We start from the raw sequence: 22561 nt of genomic DNA, 5'->3' as shown, positions 1-22561 counted from the left end.
TTTCATCGCTCTCTGCCACCTGCACCGCGCCGTCGCCGCCATCGCCAACCGAACGCTCCGAAAGAAGACACCCCAATGATCCAACAACTCTTCGAAATCAGCCTCGTCGCCGCAACGCTTGCCACAGGCCTCGTCGCAGGTGTGTTTCTCTCCTTCTCCGATTTCGTGATGCGCGCGCTTGGACGGGCCGAACCCGCAGCCGGGATCGAAGCGATGCAGATGATAAACCGTGAGGTCTATCGATCGCTATTCGCCACGCTCCTGCTCGGGCTGGCCTTCGTCTCGATCCTGCTCGCGGTCGTCGGGATATACCTTGCGGGACCTGACGTGGCGCTCTGGCTCGCCGCGGCCGCCGGGTTCTACATCCTCGGCGTCGTGGCGGTCACCGCCCGCAAGAACGTGCCGATGAATCAGCGTCTTGACCGCATGGAGCACCAGAGCCCCGACGCATATGCCTATTGGGCCAGTTACACGCGCGACTGGACCCGCTGGAACCATCTGCGCTGGGTGACCGCACTGGCCGCCTCGATCGGCTACCTCGGCGCGACCGTCACGGTGGCCGGACAGGTGTGACGGGGTTCGGGCTGGAGCCGCCGCGCTCGGATCTGCCGCGCATTAGAGAGGACAAGACCATGATCGATATACCTCTGACCATTCGCCCGGCTCGCGAGACCGATCTGCTCGTGATCGTCGAGATGCTCGCTGACGATCCGCTGGGGGCCATGCGCGAGGATTTGCGCGCGCCCCTGCCAGAGCCCTACCGCGCGGCCTTTTCCGCAATCGAAAGCGACCCGAACCAGCGGCTGGTCGTTGCCGAGCGCAAGGGAGCGGTCGTCGGAACATTGCAGCTCAGCTTCCTGCCCGGCCTCGCCAGACAGGGCGCCTGGCGCGGACAGATCGAGGCGGTGCGGATCGCGCGCGATTATCGGGGCGGCAAGCTTGGGGAAGCGATGTTTGCCCGGGCGATCAGCGAATGCCGGGCGCGCGGGTGTTCGCTGGTTCAGCTCACCACGGACAAGGCCCGTCCGGACGCGCATCGCTTCTATGACCGTTTGGGATTTGAACCGACCCATGTCGGATACAAGCTGAAGCTCTGAGAAAGGGGCGACTAATCTCGCAGGCGAACTCCAAAGAACCATGTCGCGCTTTCCGCGCTCCCTCCGACAGTGTAGGTCTGGCTCGTTTGACCCCTCCTCGTAGGGCTAGTCCAATCAGGGAGGCAACGATGAGCTCTGCGGTTTCCAACGCGCCGAGACCTTACACGCAGGGCATCTTCCTGATGTGCGTGGGCGTGGCCTGTCTGAGCGCCAATGACGCCTTCGCGAAAGCACTGACCGCCGGCTATTCCCCCCTGCAGATCCTATTCCTGCGCAACGTGATCGCCCTGCCGGCCACCATCGTGATCGCGCTGCTCTTCGGTGGCCCCAAAGCCTTGCGGTCGCACCGGCCGCTTGCGCATTTGCTGCGCGGTGCGCTCTGGGTTGGGGCCGCAATGATGTTCTTCACCAGCTTCATCCATCTCGGTCTGGCAGAGGCGACCGCGCTTATCTTCGTCGCCCCCTTCTTCATCACCGTGATTTCAGCCTCTTTCCTCGGGGAAGTGGTCGGTTGGCGGCGCTGGCTCGCCGTGCTGGTCGGGTTTCTCGGGGTTCTCGTGATCATCCGCCCGGGCGGCGCGACGTTTCAGCTGGTGTCACTGCTGCCAGTCGCGACGGCACTTGTCTATGCCCTGCTGATGCTCAGCGCCCGTTGGGTGGACAGCCGCGAGAGCGTGTGGACTTTGCTTGTCTACCTGACGGGCGCAGGCGCGCTGCTGAGTGCGCTGATCGTGCCATTCGTCTGGGTGCCGGTGCGGTCCGAGGATCTCTGGCTTTTCGCGGGGCTCGCGATATTCGGCACCGCCGGGATGACGATGATCACGCAGGCCTTCCGTTTCGCGCCTGCGGTCGTCGTGGCGCCTCTGGACTACACCGGTTTGCTCTGGGCGACGCTCTTTGGCTGGCTCATCTGGCGTGAGAGCCCCGATGCGATGACGGTCGTGGGCGCGGCGATCATCATCGCGAGCGGCGTTTTCACGATCTTCCGCGAGCATAAACAGGCCAGCGACTGAAGCGAGTTTTGTCACCGAGAAAGAGGATATCGGGCCATCCGGGCTAACCGCAGCGAAACCCTGCGATCCGACCGGGAAGATACCGCCTTGGCGAGAAATGCCCGTATCACGTATCGGTGATAATAACGTTAGTGATTTGACAGCCACGAACTTATCCACCTGATTGAAAACAGGGATGAGACGCACGTTACGTCAACGCGCCGAAAATCAATAAATTCAGGCCTGTGGGGGCCAAACGGGGACAATTTCAAATGGAAGCTTTCAACAAGCTTGCGCGCCTGTTCGCGCGTCTTGTCGCATGTCGTGAACCTGCCGCTACGGCAACCTCCAAATCCACTCAGAGCGACAATCCAGCCAGCCGCTTGGATCAAAAAATGCGCACAGCGCTGCGTGCCCTCGGGATCGCAACGGCGTTGATCTTCTTCGGACAGGCCGCCGCCGCCGTCACCTTCGTGGGCACGCCGACCGCATCTCCCACGACCTTCTCCGGCGCAGGCCAGACCATTGATCTGAGCGTCACCTTCAACACGGGCTCTTACGCCTACAATTCCGCTTCGATCACCTTTCAGGCGTTTCCCGCCGGCTCGGTTCAGACAATTTGCCCGGCAGGCACGAACCAGACGAACGCAACGGTCACCTGCACGGCGCGCTATGTAACGACGTCGAGCGACACGTCGAATTTGGAGATCATCCCGATCGTCACGGTCAATGGGCTCGATACGGCAACCTATAACGGCGGCATTATCACCGTGGCCTACACCGGCTCGGGGCCCGCAGCCCCAGTGGCCGGCGCGGTCTCGAAGACGGTTGCCTATGGCAGCAGCGCCAACAGCATCCCGCTCGACTTTTCCGGCGGCGGCACCCCGACTTCGGTTGCGGTGACCTCGCAGCCCTCCCACGGGACGACCAGCGTCAGCGGGACCTCGATCACCTACACGCCCACCGCCGGCTATGCCGGGGCGGACAGCTTTTCCTATACCGGCACCAATTCCACCGGAACTTCGAACGCGGCGACCGCCTCGATCACCGTGAGCAATCCCACCCTGAGCATCGCCGCCAGCGGGTCGTTCAGCGCAACCGTCGGACAGAGCTACAGCCAGACCTTCACCTTCTCGGGTGGCACGGCCCCCTATATCGGCTATTCGATCCTCGGCATCCCCGCTGGTCTTAGCGTCACAGCCTTCAACAGCACATCCATCACGATTTCCGGCACACCCACGGTCAGCGGCACTTTCCAGTTAACTGTCGCAGGCACCGATTCCAGCACCGGGAACGGGCCCTTCAAGGTGACGAAGTCCTTCACGCTGACGATCGCCTCAGCGACAATAAGCATTACCTCGCCAGCCTCTCTTACCAATGCGACTGTGGGGAGCCCCTATAGTCAGGTGATCAAGGCCGGTGGCGGCATCGCACCCTACACGTTTACAGTTCAATCGGGATCCCTACCTGCGGGGGTGAACCTCACGACCTCCGGGACCCTCAAGGGCACACCGACTGCGGGCGGCACTTTCTCCTTCACAGCGAAGGCAACTGATAGCAGCACCGGCACAGGGTCGCCGGCGAGCGCCACGAAAACCTACACGCTGACCGTAAACCAACCGACTATCTCCGTGGCGCCGACGACCTTGCCCGATGCGGCGCAGAACACGGCATACAGCCAGACGATCACAGCGAGTGGCGGCACCGCCCCCTACACCTATTCCGTTTCCGGCACCTTGCCCACTGGTGTGACCCTCTCGTCAGGCGGCGTGCTTTCCGGCACGCCGACGGGCTACGGCAGCTTCAATTTTTCCGTCACCGCCACTGACAGCTCGACCGGCACGGGGCCCTATACCGGAACGCAAAACTACGCGCTCAACGTGACGGCCGCCTCGCCGGTGATCTCCACCACGAGCCTGCCCGGCGCAATGGTCGGCACGCCCTACAATCAGACGATCACCGCCACGAGCGGCAACGCGCCTTACACGTTCTCGATTGCTTCGGGCACCCTTCCGTCCAATATCAGCCTGAGCAGTGGCGGTGTCCTGAGCGGAACGCCGACAACGGCCGGGTCCTATGATTTCACGGTGCAGGTGAAGGATGGCGCGGGCAATACCGATCAACAAAGCTACGCGGGCTTCACCGTCTCGAAAGCCGCGACCGGCGTATCGCTGACCCTTTCGTCGAGCAGCGCGCTGCAAGGCGTTCCGGTCACGATGACGGCGAGTGTGACGAGCGGCGCCTCGCCGACCGGCAACATCATCTTCCGCGACGGTGGCACCGCGATTGCGACGGTCGCGCTATCCGGCTCGACGGCGAGCTATACCACGCGCACGCTCTCGACGGGTTCGCATTCGATCACCGCGGATTACTCCGGGGATGCCGCCAATGCGCCCGCAAGCTCGGCGGCACAGTCCCTGGCCGTCAACGGCCGCCCTGCCCCTGAGCTCGATCCGACCGTGAGAAGCATGATCGTCTCGCAGGTTTCGACATCGCACCGCTTCGCGCAAACCCAGATCGACAACACCCATCGGCGTCTCGACACGCTTCATGGCATGCTGCGCTCGGGCGGAAGCCGCACCGGTTGGGGAACGACATCCCAAGCCTTTGCGGGGACAGGCGGTGCGCCGGAGGCTTCGGCAGCCCAAGGGGCGACCACGCCGAGCACGAATTACCTGCTCGATCCGACCGCCACCAATTCGGAGACCTCCTCGGAGCCGGAGCAGGTCATCGATCTCGTTTCCCGCGCTTTGCAGCCCGCTCAGAACGGCTCTAATCTGCCCTACCGTATCTGGGCAACGGGCACGCTCGATTTCGGCAGGGATCAGGTCGATGGCGGCTACACCAACAAGCTCTCGACGCAAGGAATCACGCTCGGTGTCGACCGGGTCTTCGGCAGCGATATGGCCGCGGGGGCTGCGCTTGGCTTCGGGTATAACCGGACGACCTTCGGGCCGGATGGAAGCAAGTCGCGCTCGCGGGCGAAAACCGTTTCGCTCTACGCCACATGGCAGATGAAGCCCGATCTCTTCCTCGATGCGACAGGCGGTTATGGGAAGCTCGACTTCCGGGAAAACCGTTACTCGACCGACGGCGGCGTGATGCTTTCGGGCGAGCGCGGCGGCCATATGCTCTTCGGCTCGCTCGGCCTATCGCAACTCGGGCAATTGGGACGATGGAGCACGTCGAGCTATGGCCGCCTCGACGTGGTGAAACTGTCGCTGGACAGCTACTCGGAAACCGGCTCGTCGGTTTGGGCGCTAGACTACGGAAAGCTCGAAAACACGACAGCTTCGAGCGTCATCGGGATCACGGCCGAATATGACATGCGTCGCGACTGGGGCACCCTGACACCCGGCGCCCAGCTGGAATACCGGCATGCTTTCAACGGTGGCTTCACGCAAACGCTCGGTTACGCCGATCTCGGAACGATGGATTACTCCTTCGCCGGGGACACGCAATCGCAGGATGCCCTGACCCTCGGGCTGTCGCTGCGCGGCACGGTCGATCAGAACATGGATTTCGAGCTGGGCTATCAGTTCACCTCGGACCTCGCCTCCGCACATAGCCAACAGGTAAGAGCCTCGATGTATATCTCCTTCTGATTTCGAAGTTCAGATCGGCACAAAATCAGAAGGTCCACTGAACTTTTGCGACCTCGCAGAACGAGAACCATGGGCTGATTTTGATGTCGGCCCATGGGCATGGGTCAGAGCGCATATTCAGAAGTCGACGATTGCGCGTGATCGTAGCTCTGCTCGGACGCCCATCGAGGCCGCCGCCTCCGCTCAGGTCATGTCTCGAGATCAGCGGACGCTCACGACGGTCACGGGAGACAGATGCTGGACCTTTTGAGAAACGCTTCCAACAATCAGCGCCTTGAGGTCCGATAGCCCCCGCGCGCCCATCACGATCATGTCTGCGCCGGAGTCCTCGGCAGCTTCGACGATCCGGCGGGCGGCATCGCCATCTGCGGTCAGACTTTCCACGCCCTCCACGCCATGATCATGCAGCGTGCGCTCGGCGACGTCGAGGATGCGCTTTGCCACGGCGCGCAGCAACTCGTCCTCGGTCTGGGCGTTCCTCGGTATGAGATCTGCGAGGGGGAAGCGGGCATGGGGCAGCGCCGAAACCGCTTCGAAGAGGGTCCGACCACCCTCTGCGGGTTCGTATTCCACTTCGGCCATGTGCCGCAGCCCCTCCGAGAGGTGATCGCGCAAGAGAACATGGAGTAGCACGACCGGCACGCTGAAGCGCGCGGCAATATCCGCTCCGAGCTCCACCGCGCGATTTGACGCGTCCGAACCGTCGGTTGCGATGAGAATTTTCTTGACCATGTCATACCCCCTCGGTGTTCACGCTTCAGCATCACAGCGATGGCGCATCGCCACATTGATTGCGCTCAACGCCGAACGCATGGCCCTGCAATCTGGCCGTTTGGACGATTGGGGCATCCGAAAGGCATTGCCAACGAAGGACGGCTCGCTTCACATTGATCGCGTAATCAGTTTTCAAAAGGATACAGACAGGTGGCTGGAAAATTCGAACTCTATAAGGACAAGGCGGGCGAATACCGCTTTCGACTGAAAGCCGGGAACGGTGAGACCATCCTTGCCAGCGAGGGGTATAAGCAAAAGGCAAGCGCCGAACAGGGCATCGCATCCGTGCGCAAGAACGCGCCGCAGGACGAGCGCTATGAGCGCAAGGCCACGACGTCGGGCAAACCGATGTTCAACCTCAAGGCCACCAACGGGCAGGTTATCGGGACCAGCGAAGCCTATAGCAGCGAAGCCGCCCGCGAGAATGGCATCACATCGGTGAAAAACAATGCACCAGATGCCAAGCTCGACGATCTGACAGCTTGAAGAGGCGCTGTTCCGTCGGCGTGACGCGCCCCGAATGAGCGGTCCATGGAGAATGAGATGGCCCTACTGAGCTTGGAAAATCCGGTCTTTGCGACTTACGTGATTGCAGCCGCTCTGATGGTACTCAAAGTGATGGGCCAGGGCTGGATGACGGTCTACCGGATGCAGAAAACCAACTCCGGGCTTGCGAGCCCGGAGGACGTTCAAAGTGGCCTTCTCAATAAGGCGCCCGACCCGGCGCAGCTTGAGATCAACGACTATGTTGATCGGTCTCGGCGCATGCATCGAAACGACCTGGAGAACATTCCAGCCTTCTGGGTCGCGGGTTTCCTGTTCGTCATGGTCGACCCCGCACTTTGGCTCGCGCAGGCTCTGATGTATGGGTTCGTTGCCACACGGCTTGCGCATTTCTTGGCTTATGCCACGTGCCAAACCCACGAAGTCCGGGCGACCTTCTACACGATCGGGTCTTTGATCGTGATCTACATGGCCCTTCATGTTCTCTGGGTGGCGATTGCGTAGGCCCGAGCAAAAGGGAGGGGCCTGCGCCTTTCAGCACAGCTAGGCGCCGGGACGGTCGGCTCGCTGGTCTAGACGCATGCGTTCCGTAGTCACAGAGACCAGTGTTACCGCTGGAAACGCGGTTCTTGCAGCATTTGCACGGGGCAATCCCGGCTCGTCTTTCCCAAATCAAATCTAAACTCACACTCGACGCACCCTCGGATACACCCTCACCCGAGGCGTCTTACCCTCCGCAGAGCGACCCAGGTTCTGCAACGGATACCCGACCGACACGTTCATGATCTGCGTCTTGCCGACAAGGAGCTCAGTTCGGTGATGCGTATGCCCGAAGAACCATTCGCTCGGCCTATATTCGACGATGAGATCCTTCAGATCGCTCGCATAACACCAGCTGAGCGTCTGTCCGGCTGGAAGCGCATCGACGATCGGTGCATGATGCGTGACAACCGCGGTTTCCCCATCAAAACCCTCGGCCAGCTTTGAGCGCAGCCATGAGAGATGCTCGCGGTGTTTCGCAATCGTATCCGCCGGCCGAGCCTTTCTGTATCCGGCTGACGCCACGCGGATGTAGCGGTAATCGTTCATCTTCGCCCGGGCATCATGATCCCGGCTCTCGAGAGTTCCAGGCCCCTCCTGGAAGTCCGTCCAGAGCGTGCAGCAAAGGTATCGCTTGCTCCCGCAGATGATCTCTCGCTTCTGCGCGAAGTTTACCCCAGCGTCGCGCGCGATCTGCTCGAGCCGGTCATCACCGTCCAACGCGTGATGATAATAGTCGTGGTTTCCAGGCACGACATACACGCGCTCGAGATCGACGCGCTGCCCGATCCTCTCGAACGCCTGCTTCCATCTGACCTTCGGCTTGTTCGTGAGATCCCCGGCGACAATCATCAGCCCAACGTCGCTAAAATCGAGACGCTCAAGGGCATCTCGACCCGCTTCGGACCACATATCCAAGTGAAGATCCGCCACGATCAGAGCTTTCATCATTCTTTCCGCTCCTCGCTTCGCGATGAAATTAGCGGCAATCACATCAACATATCGCGTCTGGTTGCGCGCAGAGATTTCGCAAGACGCCCGATCTGCCGCAGGCTCGGAGGACGCCCGACATCGCACATCTCCTCGATGAATGCGCCCACGCGTTCCAGCTCTCCCGGCTCAGCATCGTCTCCGGCCGCACGGTTGAAGAACGCCACGAGGTGCTCAGGCTTGCTCACATCGACACGAAACACCTGACACCGGTCGAGAAGCGGCGCGGGAATCTGGTGCTCGTAATTAGCGGTTAGGATCCAGTTCACATGGCTAAGGTCGAAGCGCGTGCGCAAGAACGGGCAGACGAAGTGCTCTGCGCTCGACCGCTCAAGGACCTGTAGCAGCGATGTTGTCAGAGACGTTGCCGACCTGTCTGCAGAGTGCATGGCGCCGCCCGCCTTGCAGACCTCGTCTACAACGATCACCGGGTTCGCAACCGCGGTTTCCGAGATCAACTCGACCGGGACTCCTGACCTGGCAGAGGACCAGCCATGTTCAACGCCTGCGATCCGGAACCCGGCACCCCCGGCCCCCACGTCGATGATCGCGCGCGGCGTGCGCGCAAATTCAGCAACAAGCCGCGCGAAATGGGTCTTCCCGCATCCTGGCGATCCGACGAGGATCATCGGGTCGAAGCGCAACCCGACGCCTCCAGCCGCAATATGCGCGAGCCCCTGGTTCATGATCGAGGTCGACACCTCTGCAAGCCAAGGCGCCTGCGCATGCAACACCGCCGCGAGATCATAAACGGACTCCGCGGCTTCCGGCCCCGCAAGTCTAGCGCCATGCGTATAAAGGTGATGCATACGTTTGACGGACGTGTCGCTGATATTCTTGTCGACCTCGAAAGTGCTCCTGAATTTCTGATCGACAAGTCGCTCGACAGCGCGATAAATCCGCCGATTTTCACGCTTATTTCGCTCACGCCACTCTTTCGACGGATCGTCGAAAATGTCACCGCAATTATCTCGAGACTCGTCGCTCGGGAACATGCGACTCCACCGGTTTACGAAAGCGGTATTTGTTTTGCCCGTGACCGTTGACCGGGCCAGGCTTGCTGAGAGGGGCTTTTTATAGAGAACTTGAACGCGCTTCTGCGTCATGGCGACCACCATCGCTTGAAAATGACCTGATTGAAATCTCGACACCGATAGGCACCCGGTTACGGGCGCAGCTCACGATATCGAGCAGGTAATCTCCGACGTGGTGGTTTTCGTGTTCATGGTGAGACGGTAGTCCGGGATAGGGGAATGCGTCAAGCGCGCCACATCCGGACAGGTCAAACCTGTCGGGAATGGGGCTCGGATAGCGGACGTTAAGGGGGGGCGTGGAGGCATTTTGCGCATTTCTCAAAGCAAATCGCTCCAGCCCCCTGCCGAAACTGCGAGCGATCGACGGTCTGGATGAGACGATCCCATCCAGCAGACATGCGGGGTGAACCTCTCGAGACCCCTTGTCATGAACGAAGCACTGCCACGAACATAGAAGCCCCCTACTTGAAGAGCTTCAGCAGACCTTTCGCGGCCTCCTCCTTGAGCTTCTGCTTTGCGGCATCCTCGGTGCTCTGGCCCTCCTGCGGCGTGATCCCGAGCTTCTTGGCGATCTCGGCCTCCGCTTTCGCCTTCAGGTCTTGCTTCGCGGCATCGACCTTGTCGCCCGAGAGCGCCTTCATATCGAGGCCGAATTTCGGCTTCGCCCAGGGCCCCGTGATCGAGAGCGGCACCTTCACCCCACCCGTGCCATCGGCCTTGCTGAGCGCGGTCGGCGTGACCGTGTAGTCGAGGCTCTGCGCCCCGATGTCGACCCGCCCCTTGCCCGCAGCACTCAGAAGCGGCGCCTTCAGCGCAAGGTCGTCATTCGAGAGCACCCCGTTGGCGATGGTGAAGCTTGCGGTAATCTGATCGAAGATCGTCTTCGCCCCCTCCCCCACGTAGTTCAGATCGAGCGTGCGCAGCATCCCCACCAGATCGAGCCCCTCCAGCGCCCCCTTGCCGAACGCGACATTGCCCGAGCCCGAAAGCGAGCGCGCCAGCGCGGCCTCGCTGTTGCCCGAGGCCAGAAGCTTCACCGCAAGATCCGCCTTCGCATCGAGCCGCGTGTAATCGGCCAGATCGCTTAGAAGCGGCTGCATCGAGACGCCCTTGGCCACCAGATCGGCGGAGGCCGAGAACCCGCTGCGCGCATTGGCCACCACTTGCCCGGTGACGCTGCCGCCATAGGCCGAGACCTCGCGCAGATCTGCCACCGCGCGGCCGTTGTCGATCGTGATCTGCGCTTTGGTCGGCCCCAGCTTGGCAGTGCCGAAATCGATGGAACCCGCATCGAGCGCGATCTTGCCATCCAGCGCCCGGAGGCCCGAGGCGTCGATGGGCGTGGTCGACCAGCCACTGGCGCCAGAGCCAGAACCGGAGGAGGACCCGCCTGCGCCAGCCTTGCCCGACGCCCCGGTCAGTGCCGAGAGATCGAGCGCGCCCGCGTCGATCTGGGCATCGATCCGCAGCTTGCCTTTCGCGAAGGACAGATCGCCCGCCACGCTCAGCGCATTGCCGTCGAGCGTGAGTTTGCCACCGCGCAGTTGCATCGCGCCATCCGCGCCCAGTGTCACATCGCCCTTCGCGGTAATCGTGTCACGCCCCAGCCCCTTCGGCAGATCTCGCGCGGTCTGTCCGAAGATCGCAGCCAGCGCGGTTGGATCCTTGACGCTTGCGGTGAGCGCCCCTTTTGCCGCCAAGGGTGCCGTCCCAAACGTGCCTTTGAAGCCGATCGACGACGCGTCGAGGGTCAGCGCAAGATCGGTGGGGGCCGGATCGCCCGCAAGGAAGGACGCGAAACTTTCGAGCGTGCCATTGACCTTCAGCGCCTTGCCCTCGACCTGCCCCGTCAGGTCCAGACTCGCCGGGCCGTCGAAGGACGGAAGCGCGAGGCTCGCATCGAGGCCGGTGAGCGCAATGCGCTGGCCACTCGCATGATCGATCCACCGCACCGAACCGTCGCTGATCTCCGCCTTGTCGAGACTGAAAGCCGTCATCCCGCCGCCCTCGCCCGTGCCCGGGCGCGCGGTCTGGGTGCTGGTGGCCGCGTCCGGTGGCGTGACCTCCCAGTTCCCGGTCCCGTCCTTGCGCCGCTCGAGAAGGATGTTCGGCGAGAGCACGTCGACCTTGGAGACGCGAACCTCACCGCCGATCAGCGCGCTGGGATCGACACCGATCTGGAGCCCCTTGGCCGAGAGCATCGGCCCGTCCTTGGACCAATCCGCATTCGCGATCTCGACCGGCCCCGTGCGCACGCCAAGCTGTGGCCAGATCGTCGCATGGACCGACCCGCTCAGCGTCATCTTGCGTCCGGTTGCGGCCTCGAACCGTGCCTCCGCGATCTGGGCGATCTTCTTCGACGGGATCAGCAGGAGCGCCCCCCCGAGGCTCAGGGCGATCAGAACGACGAGAGCGAGAGCGCGAAAGAGCCAGCGCATGGGGCCTCCGGAGGTTATGTGTTGGCTCTCAAGCTACGCGCCCGTCTGAAGGCCTTTCAAGTCGGAACAGCTGCACCGCGGACAACGTGATCGAGTTGCCTCCTGCTCCGCCCCCTCCTTGTCGCGCCGGATCATATCGCGGATGTGTTCGCCGACGTTCTCACAGGAGCCGCCACCACCGACATCGGCCCAGCCAAAATCACCGAGAGGGCCACCAAGCCGGACGGTCCGCGTTGTCGGTCGGGATATCGCACCGCAGCTCTCACTTCTCGTGCATTCAAATTTTCAAAGGCAATCGCAAAACGATTGCAGCCTGGCGCGACCTTGTTGGAGATAGAGGTAAAAAGCTCCGCATCGGCACACCATCCTCTACGACCAATTTCTATTCCGGTCTGAAGCGCGGTCTGTGCTATCGTCCCTCCAGGGAGGCGACGCGCCATGAGAGATGCAGGGCATGTCGAGGAAATAGGACGGGTGCTGGACGGCAGCCAGACCGGGCGAGACAGTTTCGTTTCGGCCTCGTGGCGGCGTTGTGTCGAGCTTTACGGCATGGATCCGACGCGCTCCGACCCAGCCTATATCGTGACCGAGGCAGAGCTGCGCGATCACCGCAAGCAGGCGGAATGGATGATCGCGGCGGCGCGTTCCGGGTTGCAATCGCTTTTCCGGCAGGTGGCAGGACAAAATTACGTCTTGCTGCTCACCGATGCCAAAGGGGTCTGTGTCGATTTCTTCGGCGACGATCTCTTTACAGAAGATTTGCGCAGCGCGGGGCTCTATCTAGGATCGAACTGGTCCGAGGACCTGGCCGGAACCTGTGGTGTCGGGGCTTGCATCGTGACGCAAGAGCCTGTGACCGTGCATCAGGACGATCATTTCGGAAACGCCCATACTGTTTTGTCCTGCACCGCCGCGCCGATCTTCGACAGTCTCGGACAACTGGCAGCGGTGCTCGACATTTCGCTTTTGCGCTCGCCCACGCCCAAGAGTAGCCAGAACCTCGCGATGAATCTCGTGACGTCAGCGGCACGACGGGTCGAGATGGCCAACCTGATGGCCGAGAGCCCGCGCGACTGGGTGCTGCGCCTGTCCTCCAGCCCGGAATTCCTCGATGTCGATCCCGAAGCGGCGGTGCGGCTCGATGGCTCCGGTCGCGTGCTGGGCTATACCCGCGCCGCGCGGCGGTTGTTTCCCGAAGGCGCCCCGATCCTCGGGCGCGGGATCGATGAGGTGCTCAGCATCGACGTCGATGACCTGCCCGACCTGATGCGTGACCGCCCAACCGAGGAGCGGGTGATCGAGATGCGCGATGGCGGGGCGTTGTTTGGCCATGCGATCGCACCCAAAGCGCCACGTCACCCTCATCAGGGAATGCGTCGTGGCGGGCCGCTCGCGGGCCTAACCGGGGGCGATCCGGAGATGAACCGTTTGATCGGACAGGCTGAGCGGCTGGCGCCGGGCACAGTGCCTCTGCTGATCTGTGGCGAGACTGGCACCGGAAAGACGAAACTCGCCCGTGCGATCCACATGAGCAGCAAGGCGCAAGGGTTCATCAGCCTCGAATGCGCGGGGCTAGACCCGCAGACGCTGATGCAAAACTGCGCCGAGGCGATCGGGCCGACGACACTCCTGCTGCGCCGGATCGAAGAGATCGCTCCGGAGACGGCGATCGCGCTCGGCGGGCTACTCGACCGGCGCCCCGAATTGCGAACGCTGGCGACGAGTTGCTTTGAGCCCAGCCAGATCGCGCTGCCGCGTCCGCTTTTCCATCGGCTCGCGGGGTGCGTGCTCGGCGTCCCGCCCCTGCGGATGCGGCGTGATCTCGATTGGCTGATGTCGCGTCATCTGCGCCGCCACGCGGGCGACGCGGTCCGGCTGTCGCCCTCGGCACGGGCCGAATTGCTGGGACGTAGCTGGCCCGGCAATATCCGCGAGCTCGAACAGGTTCTCGACGTGGCGGCGGCGCTCTGCGTCGGATCGGTGATCGATCTGCTCGATCTGCCCACCCCCGTCGAAATCACTCCGAATATCGAGAAGGCCCTGCCCGCACCGAGTGACCCATGGGACATGCTCGAGGAGATTCTGGACGCCTGCGAGTGGAACATGGCGCGCGCGGCCCGGCGGCTCGGGGTCAACCGCTCGACTATCCTGCGTCGGATCCGCAAGGCCGGGTTGCGTCCGCCCGAGTGATCTGTTGCGCCCTTGTTGCGCGCGCAACATGCCGCGCCGCAGCAGGCGCTTTTCCTCCCTTTGCACGCGTCTCGACCATGGATCGCTCAGCGATCACGCCCCGATACTCCTCCTAGAGACACGCGCAGAGGAGGAGACGCGATGCTTGATACCACCATCAACACACAGACCCAGGACATGCTGGACAGCCTGAACGCCGCGCTGGAGAGCGGCGATATCGACCGCGCGGCCGCGCTGTTTGCGACCGACAGCTACTGGCGCGACCTCGTTGCGGTCAGCTGGAACCTGAAAACCGTGGAAGGACCGGACGGCGTCGCCGACATGCTGAGAAACCAGCTCGAGCACACCCGTCCTGGCAAGTTCGAGATCCAGTCGGGCGAGTTTCCCGCCGAGGAGGGCGGCGTGATCACCGCCTGGGTCACTTTCGAGACGAAGTCGGGCCGCGGCTGGGGCTTGATGCGCATCCGAGATGGCCGCATCTGGACGCTTCTGACCGCGCTTCAGGAACTCAAAGGCTTTGAGGAAAACCGCGGCACGCGCCGCCCGATGGGCGCTGAACATGGCGCGCGCAAGAACCGGACCTCGTGGAAGGAGCGCCGCGAGGCGGAAGAGGCGGATCTGGGCTATGGCACGCAGCCCTATGTGCTGATCGTCGGCGGCGGTCAGGGCGGGATCGCGCTGGGTGCGCGGCTGCGCCAGCTTGGTGTGCCTGCGATCGTGCTGGATAAGCATGACCGGCCCGGCGACCAGTGGCGGAGCCGTTACAAGTCGCTCTGCCTGCATGACCCGGTCTGGTATGACCATCTGCCCTACATCAAGTTCCCCGACAATTGGCCGGTCTTCACGCCCAAGGACAAGGTCGGCGATTGGCTCGAGATGTATACCAAGGTGATGGAGATCAATTACTGGACGCGGTCCGAAGTGACCGGCGCCAGCTACGACGAAGCCACCGGGAAATGGACGGTCGAGGTCAATCGCGACGGCGAGACGGTGACGCTGGAGCCGACGCAGCTTGTGCTCGCGACCGGAATGTCGGGCAAGCCGAATATGCCGAATTTCCCCGGCATGGAAGACTTCAAGGGCACGATCCAGCACTCGTCGCAGCATGAGGGACCCGATCCGTGGACTGGCAAGAAAGTGGTCGTGATCGGCTCGAACAACTCCGCGCACGACATTTGCGCGGCGCTCTGGGAAGGCGATGCGGATGTCACCATGGTGCAGCGATCCTCCACCCATATCGTGCGCTCGGACTCGCTGATGGAGATCGGGCTCGGCGCGCTCTACTCGGAAGAGGCGCTCGCCAACGGTGTTACAACCGAGAAGGCGGACATGATCTTCGCCTCCCTGCCCTACAAGATCATGCACGAGTTCCAAATCCCGCTCTACGATCAGATGCGCGAGCGCGATGCGGAGTTCTACGCAGGGCTGGAAAAGGCGGGCTTCGATCTGGACTGGGGCGATGACGGCTCTGGGCTGTTCATGAAATACCTGCGCCGCGGCTCGGGCTATTACATCGACGTGGGCGCGAGCCAGCTGATCATCGATGGCGAGGTGAAGCTGGCCAAGGGTCAGGTCGACCATTTCGAGGAAGACGCTGTGGTGCTCGCCGACGGCACGCGCTTGCCCGCCGACCTGGTGGTCTTCGCAACAGGCTACGGCTCGATGAACGGTTGGGCCGCCGATCTGATCAGCCAAGAGGTCGCCGACAGGGTTGGCAAGGTCTGGGGGCTTGGCTCGGACACCACAAAAGACCCCGGCCCGTGGGAAGGCGAGCAGCGCAATATGTGGAAGCCGACCCAGCAGGAGCATCTGTGGTTCATGGGCGGCAACCTGCACCAATCGCGGCATTACTCGCTCTATCTCGCGCTGCAACTGAAAGCGCGACTGGAGGGGCTGGAGACCCCGGTCTACGGGCTCCAGGAAGTCCACCACCTCTCCTGATCCCATCCCTCTCCCGGCCCCACACGGGCCGGGAGAACTTCCCCCATTGAACGGAGACATTCCATGAAAGCTGCACGTTGGCATGGCGTGAAAGACATTCGCGTCGAGGAAATAGATACCCCTACCCCCGGCCCCGGCGAGGTCGCGATCAAGGTCGCATGGACCGGGATCTGCGGTTCCGATCTGCACGAATATCTGGCGGGACCGATCTTCGTCCCGGTCGAGCAGGATCATCCGCTCAGCCACGACAAGGCGCCGATCACCATGGGCCACGAATATTGTGGGACCGTGGCGGAGTTGGGAGAAGGCGTCACGGGACTGAGCATCGGCGACCGTGTCGCGATCGAGCCGATCTTCGCCTGCGGCACCTGCCCCGCCTGCCTTGAGGGCAAATACAATCTCTGTGACAGCCTCGGTTTTGTCGGGCTCTCCGGGGGACATGGCGGATTTGCTGCAACCTCGGTTGTGCCTGCCCGGATGGTTCACAAGATGCCCGACGCGCTGTCGATGGAACAGGGTGCGTTAGTCGAGCCCGCCGCTGTCGCGCTGCATGCGGTGCGCATGTCGAAGATCAAGGCCGGGGACACGGCTGCTGTCTTCGGCGCGGGGCCGATCGGGCTTTTGGTCGTCGAGGCGCTGCGCGTCGCGGGCGCGGCCCAGATCCATGTCGTAGAACCCTCAGTTGAACGCCGCGAGAAAGCGCTCGAACTCGGCGCCACCAGCGCCATAGACCCGATGGCGGAAGACCCCGTCGAGAAAATTCGTGCGGCCACCGGCGGTGTTCACGTTGCTTTCGAAGTGACCGGCGTGCCGCGCGTTCTGCCGCAATGCATCGACAGCACCCGCCATGAAGGTCAGACGCTGATCGTCTCGATCTGGGAGGGAGACGCCGCCTTCCAACCCAATACGGCCGTTCTGAAAGAGCGCCAACTGCAAGGCACCATCGCATACCGCAATGTCTATCCGGCGGTGATGGAGCTGATGGTGCAGGGCTATTTCAGCGCCGACAAGCTGGTTACCAAGCGGATCAAGATCGATCAGATCGTGGAGCAAGGCTTCGAGGCCCTTGTCGCGGAAAAATCCCAGGTGAAGATCCTGGTGGAAGCACCAGACTGAAGAAGCCAGAACTTCTTCGCGCTGCGCACGCAAAACCCCAAACGCGCGCGCAGCGCACCAGAGCGGGAGATTGCTCTATTCGTCCGCGGAACCTTTGGAGGCCGACAAATAAAGCTTCACGCTGTGAATGCATATTTTCGAGCACCGCTTCTTTGAAAGCTTATCCTTGCGAGGATACGGGCCAACGAGGATTGTCGCTGACCCCGAGATCGTGCTTTTCCATGTGCCAATTGAGGTCGGGATCGGCCGCTATGATCCCTCAAAATAAGCGGGTGTGCCCCGGGCTTCCACGGATTCCGCGATCCGCCGCAGGCCGTGGATATAGGCCGCATCGCGCATTGATAGCTCCATTTCGTTGTGCAATGTCCAGATCGATTGCGTCTCGGTTTCCATCGTCGTCTTCAGATGATCCCGGACGCGCGAGCTGTCCCAATAAAAACCCGATCTGTTCTGGACCCATTCCAGATGGGACACTGTCACGCCGCCGGAATTGGCGAGGATATCGGGCACGATGATATGCCCTGCTTCCGTCAGCTTCTTGTCGGCCTCGGGCGAGACCGGCCCGTTCGCCATTTCCAGAATGATGCGGGCGTTGATCTTGTCGCAATTTTCGAGCGTGATCTGCCGTTCCAATGCGGCAGGCACCAGCACGTCGCAATCAAGCTCCAACAGCTCGGCGTTTGAAATCTCTTTCGTCTTGCCTTGTCCCTTCGCGCCTTTCACGCCGCCGGTTTCATGCTTGTGTTGCATGACGGCGAGCGGGTCCAACCCGCTTGGATCGTAGATGCCGCCGGCGGAATCCGAAATGGCGACGATTTTATACCCGTCGGCATGCAGAAGCTTGGCGCAGTGGAAGCCGACATTTCCGAACCCCTGGATTGCCACCGTGGCCGTATTCGGATCGAGAGAAAGTGCAGATTCCAGATAGCGCAGAGCATAGTATCCGCCGCGCGCCGTGGCATCGACCCGCCCGTTCGTGCCCCCGAAGGCGAGAGGCTTGCCGGTAATCGCGCTCGGGGAGGCTTGCCCTGAAATCCAGCTGTATTGGTCCGCCATCCACGCGATGACGATCCCGTTCGTATACATGTCCGGCGCCAGAATATCGCGATCGGGGCCGATGAACGGCGCGAAGGCTTCGACATAGGCCCGGCTCAAGCGCTCCAATTCGTTGGACGAGAGCGTCTTCGTGTCCACGCAGACCCCGCCCTTCCCGCCGCCGAACGGTAGGTTGGCCACGGCGCATTTGAACGTCATCCAGAAGGAAAGCGTCTCGATCTCGTCGAGCGAGACGTTCGGATGGAAACGGACGCCGCCCTTGGTCGGACCTCGCCGGTCGTTATAGCGGCACCGCCACGACTGGAACGCGCGTCGGCTCCCGTCATCCATCCGGATCAAGAGCGTGGCGGCCAGAGTTTCACGGGGCCCTTTGAGCTCTTCGAAAACGTCGGGATGAATGTTGAGCCGCTCGCAGGCTGCCCGCAGTGTCTCGCGAGACTTCGCCAGCATTCCCGTCGTCGGGGGCGTATTCTCCTCGACGTCTTTTTTCTTGGTTGGCATGGGCTCGAAACTCCGTGGCGAGGTTTTCTAGGACGGTTTCTGCAGGACTATTTCTGACAGTCAGCCGACAGGGCGGGCGGCGTCATTGATTTGTCTCAAAATATGCGAGCCGGCGTCCAAGGCTTCGACTGCGCTCCAAGTCGCGGCTTGGAGGCACAGCCTGACTGCAGACTGACGCCCCAGATTTGCGGCCGGCATCGTTGACGATGGGAAATTTCGATCGACTTGGCTCAGCTATTCAACGTCAGCGAGCTGTCGAAGGTCAGCCGGAAATAATCGTAGAGCGCGACGGCGCCCGGAGACAGCTCGGCCCCTCGGCGCCACGCCAGACCAACATCCATCGTCGGAACGGGCGGATCGGTTTCGACCGTCACGATGCGTTTGCCCTCGAGAGACCAGGGCCGATAGACCATATCGGAAAGCACGGTGACGCCCTGCCCGTTCGCCACGATCGAGCGCACGGCCTCGATCGACGAGGTGCGCAGCTTCACGCGCGGCTGGGTCGAACCGAAGTTCCAGTATTTCATCGTCGTGTTCGCCGCCTCGTCGACGGTGAGCATGATATAGTCCTCGTCGGCGATCTCCTTGAAATCGACGCTGCGCAGGTTCGCCAGCCGATGGCCCTGCGGCAGCCAGAGCCTCCGCGGCGAGCGCATCAGCGTCTCGCTTTCCAGTTCCGGGTTCATCACGTTCGAGGTCAGCACGATCGCGATGTCGAAGCGGTTCGACAGCAGTCCTTCCTCCACCGCCTCGCGGTTCAATTCGTGGAGCTGGATATCGAGATTGGGATGCAGCCGCGCCAGCCGCCCCAGATGATAGGGCAGGAAATACCCGATCACCGTGTAGGTGGTCGCGACGAGAACCCGCCCGGTGACGCCGGAGCTGCGCTCGCGGATATTCACTGCCTCGTCGAGCTTGGTGAGGATATCGTAGGACAGGCCCAGCAACTCGCGCCCCGACTGGGTCAGCTCCATCCCGTGCGAGGTCCGGGTGAAAAGCTCGGTATCCATCTCGGCCTCAAGCTCTCGGATCGCGGTCGTCACCGAGGACTGGGAAATCGAGAGTTCGTTGGCCGCCCGGCTGACCTGCCCGGTCTCGGCGGTGGCCACGAAATACTTGAGCTGACGGAAGTTCATGCCGCCTCCTTTCGGATTTTCCGATAATGCCGACCACGGGATTCAGATATCATAGGTTCGCAATCTGCACAGATCGAAGTCATATCCATATTTTTCAGAGATTTGCACCGGACAGTGTCTAATCACATTATCGATTATCACGATAATGCCCTCACTGATATTAGAATTTTACATGTCGTTCACATTGTCGAAAGCTGATCTTGCAACAGAGATCTGGGAAGAGACATGCCGAAACTCATCGACCTGAACTGTGACCTCGGAGAAGGCTTCGGCCATTGGGCCATGGCTGGCGCGCCGGATGATCAGCTGATGCCGCTGATCTCCTCGGCCAATGTCGCGAACGGTTTTCACGCCGGCGACCCGATGCAGATGAACCGGGTCGCGAAGCTCTGCCATCAGCATTCCGTCGGTCTCGGCGCGCATCCCGGCTATCGCGATCTCGTCGGTTTCGGGCGCCGCCATATCAACGCGAGCTCCGAGGAGCTGGTGAACGACATCATCTACCAGGTGGGGGCGATGCGCGAATTCGGCCGCCGCTACGGGGTGCCGCTGCAGCACGTCAAACCGCACGGCGCGCTCTACATGGAGGCCGCGCGCAACGAGGACCTCTCGCGCCATCTGGTCGAGACGCTGCAACGCTACGCGCCGGGGCTGATCCTGTTCTGCATGGATATCTCGAAGACCTACGAGGTCGCCAAGCGCCTCGGTCAGCCGGTCGTGCGAGAGTTCTATGCCGACCGCGACTATGACGACAGCGGCTCGATCGTCTTCGCCCGCCACGTCTCCGCGCCCGACCCCAAGAAGCTCGCCGCAAAATGCGTGCGCGCCTGCCTCGAGAACACCGTCGAGACGGTCACCGGAAAGACGATTACGGTGGAGTTCGAGTCGATCTGCTTCCACTCGGACACGCCCGGCGCGCTGGAAATCGGCCACGCGATCAAGACTGCACTGCAAGAAAACGGCGTCACCATTGCCCCTGCGGCGATGGTTCTCGCTGAAAATGAAAAGACCTGACAGGAGAGAGCCATGACGGATATCGTTTCCCCGCTTCCCGGAACTTTCTACCACAAGCCCGACCCGAATTCGGCCCCGTTCAAATCCGCGGGCGACGCGGTCGCGGTCGGCGACACGATCGGGCTGATCGAGGTGATGAAGACCTTCATCGAGGTGAAAGCCGAGGCCGCGGGCACCTTCTCGGACTATGTCGCGGCGGATGCGACGCCGGTTTCGGCGGGCGATGTGCTCGCGAAGATGGGCTGATCCGATGGCGATCGAAACTCTCTTCATTGCAAACCGGGGCGAGATCGCCGTGCGGATCATCCGCGCCGCGCAATCGCTCGGCATCAAGACGGTGCAGGCCTATTCCGAGGCCGATGCCGAGATGCTGGCGGTCCGGCTCGCCGACGAGGCGGTCTGTGTCGGGCCAGCGCCTGCCGCGAAATCCTACCTGAACATCTCTGCCGTCGTGGCGGCCGCGAAAGACGCGGGCGCCGATGCGGTCCATCCGGGCTACGGGTTTCTGGCCGAGAACGCCGATTTCGCCCGCGCCGTGGAAGATGCCGGGATGATCTTCGTCGGCCCCAAGGCCGAGACGATCGAGCGGATGGGCGACAAGGTCGCTGCCCGGATCGCCGCGAAAGAGGCTGGCGTGCCGACGGTGCCCGGCTCTGACGGGCGCATCTCGGCAGACGAGGCGCTGAGCGTGGCGGACGAGATAGGCTACCCGGTGATGATCAAGGCCGCCGCCGGTGGCGGTGGGCGCGGCATCCGGATCGCGCAGGACGCGGCCGAGCTGGCCCGCCTCGCCCCGCAGGCCCGCGCCGAGGCCGAAGCGGCTTTCGGCGACGGTGGCCTCTATCTGGAAAAGGTGATCGTCAATCCGCGCCATATCGAGGTGCAGATCCTCGGTGACGGCACCGGGGCCGCGGTTCATTGCTACGAGCGTGAATGCTCGTTGCAGCGCCGCCGCCAGAAGGTCTGGGAAGAAGCCCCCGCTTTCGGCCTGCCGGACGCCACCCGAGAGGCGATGTGCAACGCGGCGGTCGCTCTGGCCGAAGCCGTGAACTATCGCGGCGCAGGCACGATCGAATATCTCTACGATGCGGCCGCCGATGAGTTCTACTTCATCGAGATGAACACCCGCATTCAGGTCGAACATCCCGTGACCGAGATGATCACCGGGCTCGATCTGGTCGCCATGATGCTGCTGATCGCGGGCGGCGAGACGCTGCCCGTCACGCAAGATCAGATCACCTGCACGGGCCATGCGATCGAGGTGCGCCTCAATGCCGAGGATCCGCTGATGCAGTTCCTGCCCTTCCCCGGCAAGGTGGCCTCGCTGTCGATCCCCGAAGGCGAAGGTCTGCGCTTCGATCACTTCCTCTATGAGGGCTACCAGATCCCGCCCTTCTACGACTCGCTTCTGGGCAAGATGATCGTTCATGCGCCGACCCGCGAGGCCGCGATCGACCTGATGGCCGAGACGCTGAAAGACCTGGAAATCGGCGGTCTGAAGACCACCACGCCCCTGCATCTGGCGCTCGCCGCCGATCCGGGCGTGCGCGCCGGCGATTTCCATACGCAATGGCTCGAGCCCTGGCTCGATGCCGGCAACCTCACCGCAACCGACGCAGCATAGGAGATCCCC

The 22561-nt window shown here is 62.3% G+C and carries 18 protein-coding genes; 12 read left to right on the top strand and 6 right to left on the bottom strand.

The annotated features are described in order from the left end of the window. Positions 1-75 precede the first annotated feature (75 nt). The 4 genes from BMI88_RS02200 to BMI88_RS02185 all read left to right on the top strand — a co-directional run bounded on the left by BMI88_RS02200 (position 76) and on the right by BMI88_RS02185 (position 5694). Entirely contained in the window at positions 76-573 is a 498-nt protein-coding gene (locus tag BMI88_RS02200; protein ID WP_078545639.1) for an anthrone oxygenase family protein, read from the top strand. Between the two features lie 59 nt (positions 574-632). After that, a complete protein-coding gene (locus BMI88_RS02195; RefSeq protein ID WP_078545637.1) occupies positions 633-1097 on the top strand; it encodes a GNAT family N-acetyltransferase in 465 nt (154 codons plus the stop codon). A gap of 128 nt (positions 1098-1225) precedes the next feature. After that, positions 1226-2110, top strand: a complete 885-nt coding sequence (locus tag BMI88_RS02190; RefSeq protein ID WP_078545635.1) for a DMT family transporter — start codon at positions 1226-1228, stop codon at positions 2108-2110. Between the two features lie 374 nt (positions 2111-2484). Continuing rightward, the gene (locus tag BMI88_RS02185) at positions 2485-5694 is read left to right on the top strand and encodes an autotransporter domain-containing protein (RefSeq protein WP_168173925.1); all 3210 of its coding nucleotides are present in this window, start codon (positions 2485-2487) and stop codon (positions 5692-5694) included. 201 nt (positions 5695-5895) lie between these two features. On the opposite strand, the gene BMI88_RS02180 is transcribed toward BMI88_RS02185, so the two are convergent. Further along, positions 5896-6426 (bottom strand): universal stress protein, encoded by a 531-nt coding sequence (locus BMI88_RS02180; RefSeq protein WP_078545631.1) that lies wholly within the window; start codon positions 6424-6426, stop codon positions 5896-5898. 192 nt (positions 6427-6618) lie between these two features. Here BMI88_RS02180 and BMI88_RS02175 point away from each other — a divergent pair, with 192 nt between their 5' ends. Beyond that, the gene (locus BMI88_RS02175) at positions 6619-6954 is read left to right on the top strand and encodes a YegP family protein (protein ID WP_078545629.1); all 336 of its coding nucleotides are present in this window, start codon (positions 6619-6621) and stop codon (positions 6952-6954) included. Positions 6955-7011: 57 nt separating this feature from the next. Next, positions 7012-7476 (top strand): MAPEG family protein, encoded by a 465-nt coding sequence (locus BMI88_RS02170; RefSeq protein WP_078545627.1) that lies wholly within the window; start codon positions 7012-7014, stop codon positions 7474-7476. A 180-nt stretch (positions 7477-7656) separates the two neighbouring features. Here the strand turns inward: BMI88_RS02170 and BMI88_RS02165 are convergent, their stop codons facing one another. The 3 genes from BMI88_RS02165 to BMI88_RS02155 all read right to left on the bottom strand — a co-directional run bounded on the left by BMI88_RS02165 (position 7657) and on the right by BMI88_RS02155 (position 11974). Next, complete coding sequence (locus BMI88_RS02165; protein WP_246831806.1) at positions 7657-8463, bottom strand: metallophosphoesterase; 807 nt, start codon at positions 8461-8463, stop codon at positions 7657-7659. A gap of 38 nt (positions 8464-8501) precedes the next feature. Beyond that, on the bottom strand, positions 8502-9497 hold the full coding sequence (locus tag BMI88_RS02160) for an AAA family ATPase (protein WP_168173924.1): 996 nt from the start codon (positions 9495-9497) through the stop codon (positions 8502-8504). 500 nt (positions 9498-9997) lie between these two features. Beyond that, positions 9998-11974, bottom strand: a complete 1977-nt coding sequence (locus tag BMI88_RS02155; RefSeq protein WP_078545623.1) for an AsmA family protein — start codon at positions 11972-11974, stop codon at positions 9998-10000. Between the two features lie 438 nt (positions 11975-12412). Between BMI88_RS02155 and BMI88_RS02145 the strand changes: the two genes are divergently transcribed. The 3 genes from BMI88_RS02145 to BMI88_RS02135 all read left to right on the top strand — a co-directional run bounded on the left by BMI88_RS02145 (position 12413) and on the right by BMI88_RS02135 (position 17221). Further along, complete coding sequence (locus tag BMI88_RS02145; protein ID WP_078545621.1) at positions 12413-14164, top strand: sigma-54-dependent Fis family transcriptional regulator; 1752 nt, start codon at positions 12413-12415, stop codon at positions 14162-14164. 141 nt (positions 14165-14305) lie between these two features. After that, positions 14306-16105 carry an NAD(P)/FAD-dependent oxidoreductase gene (locus BMI88_RS02140; protein ID WP_078545619.1) on the top strand — a complete coding sequence of 600 codons (1800 nt, stop codon included), beginning with the start codon at positions 14306-14308 and terminating at the stop codon, positions 16103-16105. A gap of 63 nt (positions 16106-16168) precedes the next feature. Then, the gene (locus BMI88_RS02135) at positions 16169-17221 is read left to right on the top strand and encodes a 2,3-butanediol dehydrogenase (RefSeq protein WP_078545617.1); all 1053 of its coding nucleotides are present in this window, start codon (positions 16169-16171) and stop codon (positions 17219-17221) included. 249 nt (positions 17222-17470) lie between these two features. Here BMI88_RS02135 and BMI88_RS02130 read toward each other — a convergent pair whose 3' ends face one another. Further along, entirely contained in the window at positions 17471-18778 is a 1308-nt protein-coding gene (locus BMI88_RS02130) for a Glu/Leu/Phe/Val dehydrogenase (protein WP_210401991.1), read from the bottom strand. 230 nt (positions 18779-19008) lie between these two features. Next, the gene (locus BMI88_RS02125) at positions 19009-19914 is read right to left on the bottom strand and encodes a LysR family transcriptional regulator (protein WP_078545613.1); all 906 of its coding nucleotides are present in this window, start codon (positions 19912-19914) and stop codon (positions 19009-19011) included. A 225-nt stretch (positions 19915-20139) separates the two neighbouring features. Between BMI88_RS02125 and BMI88_RS02120 the strand changes: the two genes are divergently transcribed. From BMI88_RS02120 to BMI88_RS02110, 3 genes are read left to right on the top strand one after another with little or no spacing between them, the layout of a single operon-like run. Continuing rightward, entirely contained in the window at positions 20140-20928 is a 789-nt protein-coding gene (locus BMI88_RS02120) for a 5-oxoprolinase subunit PxpA (protein WP_078540021.1), read from the top strand. Positions 20929-20940: 12 nt separating this feature from the next. Further along, positions 20941-21174, top strand: a complete 234-nt coding sequence (locus BMI88_RS02115; RefSeq protein WP_078540022.1) for an acetyl-CoA carboxylase — start codon at positions 20941-20943, stop codon at positions 21172-21174. A gap of 4 nt (positions 21175-21178) precedes the next feature. Further along, a complete protein-coding gene (locus BMI88_RS02110; RefSeq protein WP_078545611.1) occupies positions 21179-22552 on the top strand; it encodes an acetyl-CoA carboxylase biotin carboxylase subunit in 1374 nt (457 codons plus the stop codon). The last annotated feature ends 9 nt before the right edge of the window (positions 22553-22561 follow it).

This window comes from Thioclava sp. F36-6 (assembly GCF_002020305.1).
Classification (GTDB): Bacteria; Pseudomonadota; Alphaproteobacteria; order Rhodobacterales; family Rhodobacteraceae; genus Thioclava; species Thioclava sediminum.
The sequence above is the reverse complement of the archived record's forward strand: the minus strand, read 5'-3'. Positions and strand labels throughout refer to the sequence as shown.